The organism is Streptomyces radiopugnans (assembly GCF_900110735.1).
GTDB lineage: Bacteria > Actinomycetota > Actinomycetes > Streptomycetales > Streptomycetaceae > Streptomyces > Streptomyces radiopugnans.
Window position 1 is genome coordinate 99,173 of sequence record NZ_FOET01000001.1, and the last position, 13,560, is coordinate 112,732.

11 protein-coding genes, 2 tRNA genes and 1 pseudogene are annotated in these 13,560 nt (G+C 75.0%); 8 read left to right on the forward strand and 6 right to left on the reverse strand.

Features of this window, described 5'->3' with window-relative positions:
* Window positions 1-90 precede the first annotated feature (90 nt).
* Window positions 91-2,469, reverse strand: a complete 2,379-nt coding sequence (locus BMY40_RS00420; RefSeq protein ID WP_093654173.1) for a transglycosylase domain-containing protein — start codon at window positions 2,467-2,469, stop codon at window positions 91-93.
* 293 nt (window positions 2,470-2,762) lie between these two features.
* Window positions 2,763-4,061 carry an SGNH/GDSL hydrolase family protein gene (locus tag BMY40_RS00425; RefSeq protein WP_093655610.1) on the reverse strand — a complete coding sequence of 433 codons (1,299 nt, stop codon included), beginning with the start codon at window positions 4,059-4,061 and terminating at the stop codon, window positions 2,763-2,765.
* Window positions 4,062-4,346: 285 nt separating this feature from the next.
* Here BMY40_RS00425 and BMY40_RS00430 point away from each other — a divergent pair, with 285 nt between their 5' ends.
* Window positions 4,347-5,732: a DUF445 domain-containing protein gene (locus BMY40_RS00430; RefSeq protein ID WP_107436738.1), complete on the forward strand. Its 1,386-nt coding sequence runs from the start codon at window positions 4,347-4,349 to the stop codon at window positions 5,730-5,732.
* A gap of 63 nt (window positions 5,733-5,795) precedes the next feature.
* Window positions 5,796-6,071: pseudogene (locus BMY40_RS00435) on the forward strand (type 2 periplasmic-binding domain-containing protein); the annotation flags it as partial.
* 91 nt (window positions 6,072-6,162) lie between these two features.
* Here BMY40_RS00435 and BMY40_RS00440 read toward each other — a convergent pair.
* Entirely contained in the window at window positions 6,163-7,254 is a 1,092-nt protein-coding gene (locus BMY40_RS00440) for a Gfo/Idh/MocA family oxidoreductase (protein WP_093655612.1), read from the reverse strand.
* A 56-nt stretch (window positions 7,255-7,310) separates the two neighbouring features.
* On the opposite strand from BMY40_RS00440, the gene BMY40_RS00445 reads away from it, so the two are divergent.
* The 5 genes from BMY40_RS00445 (at window position 7,311) to BMY40_RS27825 (ending at window position 11,423) form a co-directional block, all read left to right on the forward strand.
* Window positions 7,311-8,489, forward strand: coding sequence for an ROK family protein (locus tag BMY40_RS00445; RefSeq protein ID WP_093654175.1), 1,179 nt, complete (start codon window positions 7,311-7,313; stop codon window positions 8,487-8,489).
* A 185-nt stretch (window positions 8,490-8,674) separates the two neighbouring features.
* Window positions 8,675-9,454, forward strand: coding sequence for an HAD-IIA family hydrolase (locus tag BMY40_RS00450; protein ID WP_093654177.1), 780 nt, complete (start codon window positions 8,675-8,677; stop codon window positions 9,452-9,454).
* 152 nt (window positions 9,455-9,606) lie between these two features.
* Window positions 9,607-10,347, forward strand: a complete 741-nt coding sequence (locus tag BMY40_RS28360; RefSeq protein ID WP_093654179.1) for a hypothetical protein — start codon at window positions 9,607-9,609, stop codon at window positions 10,345-10,347.
* 20 nt (window positions 10,348-10,367) lie between these two features.
* Window positions 10,368-11,090 (forward strand): class F sortase, encoded by a 723-nt coding sequence (locus tag BMY40_RS28365; RefSeq protein ID WP_245769763.1) that lies wholly within the window; start codon window positions 10,368-10,370, stop codon window positions 11,088-11,090.
* A 180-nt stretch (window positions 11,091-11,270) separates the two neighbouring features.
* Window positions 11,271-11,423 carry a hypothetical protein gene (locus tag BMY40_RS27825; RefSeq protein WP_177213816.1) on the forward strand — a complete coding sequence of 51 codons (153 nt, stop codon included), beginning with the start codon at window positions 11,271-11,273 and terminating at the stop codon, window positions 11,421-11,423.
* A 107-nt stretch (window positions 11,424-11,530) separates the two neighbouring features.
* Here the strand turns inward: BMY40_RS27825 and BMY40_RS00470 are convergent.
* Window positions 11,531-11,604: transfer RNA gene (locus BMY40_RS00470), tRNA-Lys, on the reverse strand.
* A gap of 210 nt (window positions 11,605-11,814) precedes the next feature.
* Between BMY40_RS00470 and BMY40_RS00475 the strand changes: the two genes are divergently transcribed.
* Window positions 11,815-12,465 (forward strand): nucleoside/nucleotide kinase family protein, encoded by a 651-nt coding sequence (locus tag BMY40_RS00475; RefSeq protein WP_093654183.1) that lies wholly within the window; start codon window positions 11,815-11,817, stop codon window positions 12,463-12,465.
* A 42-nt stretch (window positions 12,466-12,507) separates the two neighbouring features.
* On the opposite strand, the gene BMY40_RS00480 is transcribed toward BMY40_RS00475, so the two are convergent.
* Window positions 12,508-12,581 (reverse strand) — tRNA-Lys (locus BMY40_RS00480).
* 179 nt (window positions 12,582-12,760) lie between these two features.
* Window positions 12,761-13,486 (reverse strand): IclR family transcriptional regulator, encoded by a 726-nt coding sequence (locus BMY40_RS00485; RefSeq protein ID WP_093654185.1) that lies wholly within the window; start codon window positions 13,484-13,486, stop codon window positions 12,761-12,763.
* Window positions 13,487-13,560 lie beyond the last annotated feature (74 nt).

Genomic DNA, 13,560 nt, shown 5'->3' on the forward strand with positions numbered 1-13,560 from the left:
TCGTACGGGCGGGCCCCGCGGAAGCGCCGCGGGGCCCGTCGCGCTGTCCGCTCCGGCCGTCCGTCGCGGACGCCCGGTCCGCGGCCGGTTCTACGGCCGGGGGGCGGCGGTGGCGTCGGGGGACTTCTCCGGCAGGGTGCCGGGGGAGGCGCCGGCCGCCGGGGCCGGTGAGGTCCTGGCGGGGTTCTTGCCGTCCTGTGCTCCCGGGGAGGGCTTCGCCGGTTTCCTCGCCGGCTCGTCCGCCTTCTTCTCACGGGCTTCCCCGGGCTTTTCGTCCCTGCCGGGTTTCTCGGCGTTCTTCCCGGGGGCGGGTTCGCCGCCCGCGCCGTCGTCCCCGGTGTCCCGGCCGTCCCCGGTGTTCTCGGCGTCCTCCCGGCCGGAGTCGGTGCCGGAGGCGTCCGGGGTCTCCTCGGAGTCGCCGACCGGGGTGGGTTCCTCGCCGGGGGAGCCGGAGGGGTCAGGGCTGCCGGAGGGGTCGGGGGAGGCCTTGGGGAGGCGGTTCTTGCCGGGCTTGAGCTTGAAGTCCTCGACGGGGGTGCCGCGCAGCGCCTCGGCGGTGTAGGCGGTCCAGATGCGGGTGGGGAAGTCGGAGCCGTTGAGGCGGGGCATTCCGGCGGCGCCGTACAGCGACTTGTGGACGCCGGTCTCGGGGTGCTGGCCCATGAGGGCGACGACGGTGGCCAGGCCGGGGGTGTAGCCGGCGAACCAGGCGGCCTCGTTCTCCTCCGCCGTGCCGGTCTTGCCGGCGGCGGGGCGGCCCAGGGCCCTGGCGCGACTGCCCGTGCCGGTCTTGACGACCTCGCGCAGTACCGCGGTGGTGGAGTCGGCGGCCTGGCGGGAGACGGCCTGTTCGGTGTCCGGTTCGGGGACGGTGATGTCCTCGCCGTTGCGGGTGATCTTCTTGACGAGGGTGTGGTCGACGCGTTTGCCGTGGTTGGCGAGGGTCGCGTAGGCCTGGGCCATGTCGAGGGTGCTGGGGGTGGCGGTGCCCAGGGAGATGGAGGCGTTGGATTCGGCCATGTTGGGGGTTTCGGGGGAGAGGCCGAGGGCGACGGCGGTCTCCTTGATCCTCTCGGGGCCGACGTCGGCGCCCATCTGCGCGAAGACGGCGTTGACGGACTTGTTCATGGCGGTGGTGACGGGGATCGAGCCGTAGCTGACGTTGTCCTGGTTGTGCGGGGCCCACTTGGTGGGGCCGCCGGCGCCGATGACCGTGCGTCCGCTGGAGCCGTCGTAGGTGGTGTTGGGCCCGATGAGTTCTCCGCCGCGGGTCCTGGCGCGGTGGTGGACGGCGGAGGCGTAGACGATGGGCTTGAAGGTGGAGCCGGCCTGGTAGTCGCGGCGGGTGGCGTTGTTGACGTACTGCTGGATGTAGTCGACGCCGCCGTACATCGCGACGACCTCGCCGGTGCGGGGTTCGATGGAGGTGGCGCCCGCGCGGACGTAGGAGTCCTCTTCGCGTTCGTCGCCGAGTTTGGAGAGGAGTTCCTTCTCGACGGCCTTGACCAGGGCGTCCTGTTTCCTGCGGTCGATGGTGGTGGTGATCCGCAGGCCGCCCTTGGCCAGTTCCTGCTCGTCGAGGACACCGCTCTCGGTGAGGTAGGTGTTGACGGCTTCGACGAGGTAGCCGCGCTGGCCGGCCAGGGCCGAGGGACGCTTGGGATCGCGGGGTTCGGGGAAGGCCATGGCGTCGCGTTCTCGGGGCTTGAGCCAGCCTTCCTCGACCATGCCGTTCAGGACGTACTTCCAGCGGGCGACGGCGCGTTCCCTGTTCTCGGGGTGGGCGGCGACGTCGTAGAGGTTGGGGGAGTTGAGGAGGGCCGCGAGGTAGGCGCCTTCGGCGGTGGTGAGGTCGGAGGCGTGCTTGTCGTAGTAGGCCTGGGCGGCGGCCTGGATGCCGTAGGAGTTGCGGCCGAAGTAGCTGGTGTTGAGGTAGCCGGTCAGGATCTCGTCCTTGCTCACCCGGTTGTCGAGTTTGAGGGCGATGAAGAGTTCCTTGGCCTTGCGGGTGAGGGTCTGTTCCTGGTCGAGGTAGTAGTTCTTGACGTACTGCTGGGTGATGGTGGATCCGGACTGCTTGCCCTCGCCCCGGAGCATGTTCCAGCCCGCGCGGATCATGGCGGTGACGTCGATGGCCGACTGGTGGTAGAAGTCCCGGTCCTCGGCGGCGAGTACGGCGTGCCGGGTGGATTCGGGGACGTCGCCGAGCCGGATGTTCTGGCGGTTGACGTCGCCGTCGCGGGCGAACTGGGTGCCGTCGGAGTAGAGGTAGACGTTGTTCTGGGCGGCCGCCGCGGAGTTGGGGGTGGGGATGTCCACGAGCAGGTAGCCGGTGATCAGTCCGCCTGACGCCACCACGGCGACCAGGGCACCGGCGCCCAGGATCCTCCGCTTGGCGGGCGACAGGCGCGAGTCGGCGGCCGACTGCTGCTCCCCGTTGCTGTTGGGCTCCTCGGGTTCCTCGCTCATGACCGCAGTCTCCTTGTCGGTATGGCTTGCCCGTTCCGTTTTACGGCGAAATGACCCGTGGAACACTCTGGCACCGTCCGCTCCGGTGAGCGAGGGCAGATCACACCCGCGGCGGTGCGCGGAGTACCGGCGGGGTGCCTACGGGCGTGCCCGGTGGGCCTTGGGCCCGGGCTCTAGGGGGCGCATGGTGTGCACCCCCTCACGCTCCGCCATCACCCGGGAGGGTGCCGGACGTCCGCCGCCCGGAGGCAGGGCCGGGGAGCCGGGATCTTGACTCGGGCCGGGGGCCGGGGTCAGAGCCTGGCGGGCGAGGCGCCCTTGAGGAGGTTCAGGTCCAGGGCCCCGGCCATCGCGCGGAAGCCGCTGTCGCTGGGGTGCAGACGGTCGCCCGAGTCGTAGACGGGGAGCAGCCGCTGCGGGTTGGCCGGGTCGCGCAGGGCCGCGTCGAAGTCGACGACCGCGTCGAACACGCCGCCGCGGCGGATCTGCTCGTTGACCTGCTGCCGTACGGCCTCCAGGCGCGCGTTGTGCTTGCGGTGCCCGCCGAACGGCGTCAGCGTCGCCCCGACCACCCGCAGTCCGTGCCGGTGGGCGCGCTGGGTGATCCGCTCCAGGCCGTCCACGATCCTGCGGGGGTCGGTCTGGTGGGGCGTCTTGAGGATGTCGTTGATGCCGAGCTGGACGACCAGGACCTTGGCGCCGGTGCCGGAGAGCACGTCCCGCTCCAGCCGGTTCAGGGCGCTGGGCCCGTTCCTGGGGTCGGCCGGGGAGGCGTCGAGGAGGATCCGGTTTCCGCTGATGCCCTGGTTGAGGACGCTGTAGCGGGGGGCTCCGCGCTCGGTGCGCAGCCGGTCGGCGAGGAAGTCGGTCCAGCGGTGGTTGGCGCCGATGCTGGAGGTGACGCCGTCGGTGATGGAGTCGCCGAAGGCCACGACGGCGGCCTCGGTCTCGTTCGTCCACACGTCCACGGCCGTCACGTGCCGCCAGTAGGTGGTCTGCTCGGTGTAGGGGGCGCCGGTGGTGTCGGCGGCCCGGTCGCCGCGGGCCAGGTAGCTGGTCTGGCGCGCGTGGGGGTGGTGGGTGACGGCGCCGGAGCCGGTGGGGGAGTAGAGGGTGACGAGCAGGTCGGCGGCGGCGGGCACGTTCAGCCGCACCGCGTCGCTGGTGACGGCGGAACCGACCGGGATGGTCACCTCGTTCCGGTCGCCGAAGGTCAGCCTGCGCATGCTGCCGGGCGTGGCGGCGGGGCTGCTGGGCTCGGCGGCCAGGGCGAGGGTGGCGTGGGTGATGGTCAGCGGGCGGGTGCCGAAGAGGTTGGAGAACCGGACGCGGGCGGCGCTGCCGCCGACCGAGGTGTGCACCACGTTCCGCAGGGAGGCGTCCGGGTGGCCGTCCGGGGCGTTCGGCTCCGCGGAGGCGGGGGAGGCGGACCAGGTGCCCACCCAGGTCCCGGAGGAGGCCGGCGCGGCGTTCTCCCCGCCCCGCGGGACGGTGGTGTCCGGGGCCGCGCCCCTGAAGCCGGCGCCGACGAACACGGCGCTGGAGACCAGGACCACGACGGCCGCGAGCCCTGCCAGCAGGGCGTATCCCATGTTCTTGCTCACGGGCGGCAGCCTCGCTCGTACACGGAAGAGTCCCCCCTCGGGCGGTGCGGGCCCAGGTGTGCGAAGTGATCGGCGGTTTCCCCATGATCCCACGGCGGTCGGCGTGGCCCCGCCGGGTGGCCCCGCCTGTTACGTGATCGATGAAAGGACGTGAGGCGGCCGGTTGCCGCCGGCCGCCTTGTTCGCGGTGCGGGACGCGGGCGGCGCGTTCGGCGTCCACCGCCGGCCCCTTGCGACAATTGCGGTCGGGGACGGCGCGGACGGGTGGAGACGATGGAGCGGACGACGACGGACGGGAAGAACGCCGAGGGCTCCGGCAACGCCGGGAGCGCAGGCGGCAGCGGCGGAGAAGGGCGGCCGGCGGGCTCCGGGGCGCCGGCCGGGGCGGTGTTCGACCCGGTGGCCTTCACCGCGGCCGACGAGGAGAAGCGGCGCGGGGTGCGCCGGATGAAGGCCATCGCGACGGGTGCGCTGCTGCTGGCGGCACTGGTGTTCGCGCTGGCCACCTGGGCGGAGCGGTCGGGCGCGGGCGCCTGGGCCGGTTATGTGGCCGCGGCGGCGGAGGCCGGCATGGTGGGCGCGCTGGCCGACTGGTTCGCGGTGACCGCGCTGTTCAAGCGGCCGATGGGGCTGCCGATCCCGCACACCGCGATCATCCCGAACAAGAAGGACCAACTGGGGCGCAGCCTCGGCGACTTCGTCGGCGACAACTTCCTGGCCGAGGAGGTGGTGCGGCGGAGGCTGCGCTCGGTGGGCATCGGCGGCAGGCTGGGCGCCTGGCTGGCCCGGCCGGCCAATGCCGACCGGGTGACGGCGGAGCTGTCCGCCGCGCTGCGCGGGGCGCTGGCCGTGCTGCGGGACAACGACGTGCAGGCGGTGGTGGGCGAGGCGATCACCCGGCGCGCCCACGCCCAGGAGATCGCGCCGGGCCTGGGCCGGATGCTGGCCCGGATCGTCGCCGACGGCGGCCACGCCCGGGTCGTGGACCTGGTGGTCTCACGGGCCCACGACTGGCTGGTGTGGCACAGCGACTCGGTGATGGACGCGGTGGCCGGCGGGGCGCCGGGGTGGACGCCGCGCTTCGTGGACCGCAAGGTCGGCGAGCGCGTCTACCGGGAACTGCTGCGCTTCGTCTCGGAGATGCGGGACATGCCCGACCACCCGGCGCGCGAGGCGCTGGACCGCTTCCTGCGCGACTTCGCCGCCGACCTGCAGTCCGACGAGGAGACCCGGGCGCGGGTGGAGCGGCTGAAGTCGGAGATCCTGGACCGCGACGAGGTGCAGGAGCTGATCGCCTCGGCCTGGTCGGCGGTGCGGGCCATGGTCGTGGCGGCGGCCGAGGACGAGCGCAGCCAGCTGCGGCTGCGGGCGCGCGCCTCGCTGCTGTCGCTGGGCGCGCGGCTGTCGGAGGACGGCGGGCTGCGGGGCAAGGTCGACGGCTGGATCGAGGGGGCGGCGGGGCACGTCGTCACCACCTACCGGCACGAGATCACGTCCCTGATCACCGAGACGGTCGAGAGCTGGGACGCCGAGCACACCTCCCGCAAGATCGAGGCGCACATCGGCCGCGATCTGCAGTTCATCCGGATCAACGGCACGGTGGTGGGCGCGCTGGCGGGTCTGGCGATCCACACCGTCGCCCACGCGCTGGGCGGCTGAGACCGGGCCCGCCACCGTGCCGTGCCCCGCGTCCCGTCAGCGGCCGATCCCGTCCAGTTCGGCGACATCCCCGGTCTTCCGCTCGCCCGCTGGGCCCGCCGCGGCACCTACCCGCCCGGCCCGGGCCCCGAGATCCACGACCAGACGCAGCTGGCCCAGCTGATCGCCCTCGGACGCACCGTGGCCGTCTTCCCCGAATCGGCCCGTGCCTGGCTGTGGGCGGAGCACGCCGCCGTCCCCCTGGCCGACGCGCCCCCCGTCGTCACCCACATCGCCTGGCCCGCGCACAGCCGCTCCCTCGCCCTCGCCGGGCTGGTCCGCACGGCCACCGGGCTGTGACCCGGCGGCCGCGGGTCCCGCCGCGCGGACCCGGGCCGGAGCGCTCCCGGGCACGCGGGAGGCGCGGCGCCGGTCGCCGTCCCGGTGCTCCTCAGTCCCCGAGCCGCACGGTGCGGCCCTCGGCCGCCGAGGCGCGGGCCGCCTCCAGCACCCGCAGCGCCTCGGCCGCCTCCCGCGCGGTGACCGGGGGCTCGCCGCCCTCGCGCAGGGCCGCGGCGACGGCGGCGTAGTAGGCGGGGTAGTCGCCGGCGCGGGACGGCACGGGCCGTACGTCGTCCGCCGCGCCCAGGGTGCCCCAGGCGGACTCCGGCTCCGCCCCCCAGGGCTCGCCCGGCGCGGGGCGGGCGCCGGCGCGCAGGGCGTCCTCCTGCGGGTCGAGGCCGTACTTGACGTAGGCGGCCCGGCTGCCCAGCACCCGGAAGCGGGGGCCGAGGGCGGCGGCGGTGGAGCTGACCCACAGGTGGGAGCGGGTGCCCGAGGCGTGGTGGAGGGCGATGAAGGTGTCGTCGTCGGCCTCGGCGCCGGGGCGGCGCACATCGGACTCGGCGTAGACGGAGGTCACCGGACCGAAGAGGGTGAGCGCCTGGTCCACCACATGGCTGCCCAGGTCGTACAGCAGGCCGCCGAGTTCGGCGGGGTCGCCGGACTCGCGCCAGCCGCCCTTGAGGTTCGGGCGCCACCGCTCGAAGCGGGACTCGAAGCGCCACACCTCGCCCAGCGCGCCCTCGGCCAGCAGGTCGCGCAGGGTGAGGAAGTCGCCGTCCCAGCGGCGGTTCTGGAACACCGACAGCAGCAGTCCGCGGCGTTCGGCGAGGTCGGCCAGCGTCTCGGCCTCGGCGGCGCCGGCCGCCAGCGGTTTGTCGACGACGACGGCCAGTCCGGCCTCGAGGGCCCGGGTGGCCAGCTCGACGTGGGTGCGGTTGGGGGAGGCGACGACCACGAGGTCGAGCTCGTCGGCGCGCGCGAACAGCTCGTCGGCGCCGGCGGCGGTGCGCAGCTCCTCGCCGTGCTCGGCACGGGCCTGCCGCTGCCGTTCGGGGGAGGAGGTGACGACGGTGTCCAGTACGAGGCCGTCGGTGGCGGCGATCATCGGTGCGTGGAAGACGGAGCCGGCCAGGCCGTAGCCGATCAGTCCGACGCGCAGAGGGTGGGGGACCGGGGAGGCGGGGGAGGCGGCGTTCATGGCGCCCACTTTGGCAACAGCGTTGCGGAAGTGCAAGCGGGCGCGAGAATGGAACCGTGACCCCTGTCTCCCCCGGCTCGGTCCCCGCCGTCCCCGCCGCCCCCGCGGTCGCCGTCTCTCCGGCCGCCGCGAACCTGCCGACCCTGCGCGGCCACAACGCCGCGCTCGTCCTGGACCTGCTGCGCGCGGCGGGCGAGGCGGGCGCGAGCAGGTCCGAACTGGCCGAGGGCACGGGGCTGACGCCGCAGGCCGTCAGCAAGATCACCGCCCGGCTGCGGGACGCGGGCCTGGTGGCGCAGGCGGGGCACCGCCCCTCCACCGGAGGCAAACCGCGCACCCTGTGGCGCCTGGTGCGCGACGCGCGCCACGCGGTGGGCCTGCACCTGGACCGCGACGAGGTCACCGCCGTCCTGGTGGATCTGCTGGGCGGTGTGGTCGCGGCCCACCGGGCCCCCTTCGATCTGGGCGCGCCCTGCCGGGCGGTTGTGGACGCGGCGGCCGGCGCGGTGCGCGCACTGCCGGCCGGTCCCGGCCGCGGCGGCCGTCCGCTGGGCGTCGGGGTGGCGTGCCCGGGCCCGCTGGACCACCGCACGGGAGTGCTGCGGCGGGTGACCGGCTTCCCCCACTGGGACGGCCATCCGCTGCGGGACTCGCTGTCCCGGCGGCTGGGGCTGCCCGTCGTGCTGGACAAGGACACCAACGCGGCGGCCCTCGGCCTCGCCCTGCGCGGCGGGGAGGGGGGCGGGGACGCGTCGTTCGCGTATCTGCACCTGGGTACCGGGCTGGGCGCCGGGCTCGTGCTGGACGGGGTGCTGTACCGGGGCAGGCGCACCGGGGCCGGGGAGTTCGGCCACCAGGTGGTGCAACTCGACGGACCGGAGTGCGGCTGCGGCGACCGCGGCTGCCTGGAGGCGCTGTGCCTGGCGGCCGTCGCCCGGGGCGACGCCGCCGGGGCCGCCCGCGTCCTGGGCACCGGGGCGGCGGGGCTGGCCGGGCTGCTGGACGTCGACCGCGTGGTGCTCGGCGGCCGGACGGTGCTGGCCGACCCGGAGCCGTACCGCGCGGGCGTGGAGCGGGAGCTGGCGGCCCGGGCCGCGCGCACCGACGGCCGGGCCGTACCGGTGTCCGTCGCCCCCGGCGGCACGCGGCTGGTCGCCCGCGGCGCGGCGCATCTGGTCCTCGCTCCGCTCTTCGGCCGGCTCGAACCGGGAACGAGACCGGAGGACCTCGGTTGAGACCGGGGACCGGAACGGTGCCGGACCGCGCAGGGCGGTGCCGGGGAGTGCGGGGCGGTGCCGGACCCGACCCCGGAAAGACGGGGCCGGGTCCGGCGGACAGTGACTACCCTGAGGGCGTCGGCGCAGCACAGCGCGGTGCCGCCGCCACGCCCCGATGTGCGTACGACAGGCAGGAGTGACGAATGGCGGAGCGCAAGCCGATCGAGTCATGGCTGACGGACATGGACGGCGTCCTCGTCCACGAGGGCGTGCCGATCCCGGGGGCCGACGCCTTCCTCAAGCGGCTGAGGGAGTCGGGCAAGCCGTTCCTGGTGCTGACCAACAACTCGATCTACACGCCCCGCGACCTGCACGCCCGGCTGAAGCGGATGGGCCTGGACGTCCCGGTGGAGAACATCTGGACCTCCGCCCTGGCCACCGCCAAGTTCCTGGAGGACCAGCGGCCGGAGGGCACCGCGTACGTCATCGGCGAGGCGGGGCTGACCACCGCCCTGCACGACATCGGCTACATCCTCACCGACACCGACCCCGACTACGTGGTGCTCGGCGAGACGCGCACCTACAGCTTCGAGGCGCTCACCAAGGCGATCCGGCTGATCAACGACGGTGCGCGGTTCATCGCCACCAACCCCGACGAGACCGGCCCCTCCGCCGAGGGCGCGCTGCCGGCCACCGGGTCGGTCGCGGCGCTGATCACCAAGGCGACCGGGCGCGAGCCGTACTTCGTCGGCAAGCCCAACCCCCTGATGATGCGGGCCGGGCTCAACGTCATAGGCGCCCACTCCGAGTCCAGCGCGATGATCGGCGACCGGATGGACACCGATGTGCTGGCCGGACTGGAGGCCGGGATGGAGACCTTCCTCGTCCTCACCGGGCTGACGCGGCCGGCCGACGTGGACCGCTTCCCCTTCCGGCCCTCGACGGTCGCCGACTCGATCGCGGATCTCGTCGAACGGATCTGAGTCCAGCCGCGTCCGCACCGGTCCCGCCCCGCGTCCGCATCGCATCCCGGCACCGCCCCGCCCGCGCTCGAACGGAGCAGCGCGGGGCGGCGCCGGGATGCGGGGCGGCGCGGGGCGGCGGATCTTCGGGAGTACCGACCCGGAGGTTCGACATGGGCATCTTCCGCACCGTACGACCCGCTCCGAGCGTCCTCGCCGCGGCGCTCGCCGTCTGCGCCGCGGCGGCCCCTCCCGCCGGTCTCGCCGCTCTCACGGCCCTCGCCGTCCCCGCGGCTGCCGCCGAGAGCCCCGGCGCCGAATCCTCCCTCCCGCCCAGCGCCGAATCCTCCCTCCCGCCCAGCCCTGCGACCTCCCGTCCGCCCGGCCCGGGCACGGCGGAGTCCGGCTCGCCGCAGGTGTCGGTGCGGGTGACGCCCGCGAAGGTCCGGCCCGGCACCGAGATCGAACTGTGGGCCGTGTCCTGCGAGGGCACCGTCGCCACCGCCCGCTCCGAGGCGTTCGTCGCCGACGCGCTGCTGGCCCCCGGCGCCGACCGCGGCGGGCTGCGCGGCGAGGCGGTCATCCGCTCGGACGCCGAGCCCCGGGATTACCGGATCACGGTGGAGTGCATGGGCGTGAAGGTCGCCGGCCGGGTGACCGTGCACGACCCCGGGACCGGAACCGCCTCGGGAGGCCCCTCGCACCACGCCACCGACCCGGCCGTGAGCCCGGTCGCCCCCGTGCCGGCCGGAGGCGGCGGCACCGCGAAGGCGGCCGGCGACGAGGGCGGGGAAGCCGGACCGAGCGCCCTCCACACCGCCCTGGGCGCCGGGCTGGCGGGCACCGCCACCCTGGTCGTCCTCTGGCGGGCCGCGGCGCTGCGCCGCCGGTCCCGCTCCGAATCCGACCGCTGAGCCGGCCGGCGGCGACGGCCGTGTACGACGACATCCCGGGCGGGGAGCCGCGCACGGGCTGCGCCTCCCGGCTGGCGGCGGGAGCGGTGTGGGCGGTGCTGCTGCTCGGACTGTGGCTGTGGGGGAGGGAGCTGACCGACCTCGCCGCCCCGCCGCCGGATCCGGCGCGGGCGGGGGCCCCGGCGTCCGACCGGGCGCGGGGCGGCGGATCCGGCCACGCGCCGCTGCCCGGCGCCGAACCCCGGCGCATCGACATCGACACCGCCGGCGTCCACGCGCGGATCATCGAGCGGGGGCTCGACCGCGAGGGTGCCGTGGAGCCTCCGCCGATGGACGCCCCCGACACCGTCGGCTGGTACGCCGACGGCCCGGCGCCCGGCGCGGAGGGGGTGGCGCTGCTGGTGGGCCATCTGGACACCGACACCGGCCGGGCGGTCTTCCACCGCCTGCCCTCGGTGCGCCCCGGGGACCGGATACGCGTCGCGCGCGCCGACGGCAGGACCGCGGAGTTCACCGTCGAGGACGTCGCGACCGCCGAGCGGGCCGACTTCGACCCGCACGAGGTCTACGGCGCCCGCCGCCCCGGACGCGCCGAACTCCGGCTGATCACCTGCACCGGCGCCTTCGACCGGGCCAGCGGCTCCTACACGGCCAACCTGGTGGTCTCGGCGTACCTGACCGGTGTCCGCACCGGAACCGGGACGGACACCGGCCGGGCGGAGGGCGCGGGCCGGGCGGGCTGAGCGGGCCGGTCCGGACGGCGGTCCCGTGCGCAACCGCCGTCCGGCCCGGTCGTTGTCGTCACCGGGGTGAACCTCCGGCCGAAACCGGTTGTGTTCACCGTCCGCCCGGGATTGAGGAGAGAGGAGACGCGGTACTCGGGCACCGAGATCCCCCAGGAAACGGAAGGCTGCCGCCCCGCCATGTATGACACAGCTGAACCGGAAGCCGACGACCCGCCCGCCGCGACGCGGGCCCTCGACGAGCTGACGATCTCACCGCCCCCGCTGCTGCGCCTCGCCGGGGACGGCGACGACGACGAGTGCGAGCCGCACATCTGCCGGGGCATCGACTGAGGAGCGGGTGCGGAAGGGGCCGGGCGGACGGGCGCGGCTCCCCGGGAACGCGCCGGGAAAAGCGTCCGGGCCCCACCGCGGAGAGCGGTGGGGCCCGGATCGAGGGGTGCGCCGCCAGGGACTCGAACCCCGGACCCGCTGATTAAGAGTCAGCTGCTCTAACCAACTGAGCTAGCGGCGCCCGCAGGGGCGGTGGTCCGCACGGAGTGCGCCGACCGGTGCCGAACTGCGGAAACCAGCATACCCGACACCGCGGGGTGCTCCGTCCAGGCCGTCGCCGGGCCCTGCCGTGCCGCCTGCCGTGCCCGGGCGGCGCGGCAGGCGGCACGGCAGGGCCCCGCGACGGGTGCGGTCTCCCGCGCGGGGGCGCGGGGCGGCTAGGTTCCCGGTCATGCGAACCGGTGAGCTGATGGACCTGGCATGGCGGCTGACGGCCCGCGCGGAGGGGAGGCGGGCCGTGCTCGGCCTGGCGGGGTCGCCCGGCGCGGGCAAGTCCACCCTGGCCGAGGCCCTGGTGGAGGGGTTGCGGGAGCGGTACGGGGCGGACGCGGCGGCGTACGTCCCGCTGGACGGCTTCCACCTCTCCAACGCCCAGCTGGACCGGCTGGGCCTGGCCGCCCGCAAGGGCTCGCCCCCCACCTTCGACGTCCACGGGTACGCCGCCCTGCTGCGGCGCCTGGTCCTCGAGCCGGACCACGACGTCTACGTGCCCGACTTCGACCGGACCCTGGACGAGCCGGTCGCGGCCCGCCATGTGGTGCGCCCCGGGGTCCGGCTGGTGGTGACGGAGGGGAACTACCTGGCCTGCGACCTGCCCGGCTGGCCGGACGCGCGGGAGTCGATCGACGAGCTGTGGTACGTGGAGGCCGACCGGGAGGAGCGCCGCCGCAGGCTGGTGGAGCGCCGGCTGGCGGGAGGCCGCACCGCCGGGGAGGCCCGGGAGTGGGTCCGCTCCAACGACATGCCCAACGCGGAGATCGTGGAGGCGTCGAGGGCGTCGGAGTGCGTGAAGCTGTCGTTCCACTGGTCGGGACGCGAATGACGCGGGGCCCCTCGCATCGCGCGAGGGGCCCCGCGTCTTCGGTACGCCGCCAGGGACTCGAACCCCGGACCCGCTGATTAAGAGTCAGCTGCTCTAACCAACTGAGCTAGCGGCGCCTGCGGGCAGCGACTCCGGAGAACTCATGGAGGGGGCCTCGTGGAGCGCGCTGTCGTGGACAATACTACCCGCTCCCCGAGGTGCTCCCGACCACGCGCCCGACGTGGCCGGCCGGGTGCCCGGTGACCTGCCCGCCGGCCTGTCCCTCGACCTGCCCCTCGGCCTGCCCGGGGCGGGCTCACAGGGACAGCGGGAGCAGCACCCCGGCGGCCTGCTCGCTCAGCGCCTCGGCGGCCCTCCGCAGCCGGTGGGTCTCCTCGACCGGCAGGCACACCCCCAGGGAGCCGACGGCCGATCCCGCGGTCACCGGCACGGCCGCGCAGACCGAGCCGACCTCGTACTCCTGCAGGTCCAGGACCGGTACGGTCGGCGGCTGCCGTTCCAGGAGGCTCAGCAGCACCCGCTCGTCGGTGATCGTGCGCGGAGTCAGCCGGACGGCCCGGTGCCGGGAGAGGTGGTCCCGGCGCGCGTCGTGGTCGAGCTGGCCGAGCAGGCACTTGCCCAGCGCGGTGGCGTGCCCGGCGGAGCGGAAGTCCGGACGCTCGGGCGGAGCGGGGTGGCGCGGGCCGTCCGCGTATCCGACGATCTCCACCTCGCCGTCGCGGTAGCGGCCGAGGTAGACCGCCGCGCCGATGGAGTCCCGCAGCCGGGCCAGCGTCCGCCACAGCCGCTCGCGCAGGGCCCGCTCCCGGCCGCCCGCGCCCGTGCCGCCGAGCAGGACCATTGCCTCGCCCGCCACGTACGAGCCGTCGCCCAGCCGCTCGACGTACCCCTCGCGCAGCAGTGTCCGCAGCAGACCGGCCAGCCGCGCGGGCGGCAGCCCCGTCCGGGCGGCCAGCCGCACCTCGTCCACGCCGTCGTGGTCTCCCGCGACCGCCTCCAGGACGCGCAGGGCGTGCCGCACCGAGGGAGGGCGTACGGAGCCGGGCGCGGACCGTACGGGCTGTGCGGGCGGGTGGTGCTCCGGGGCCGGGAGAC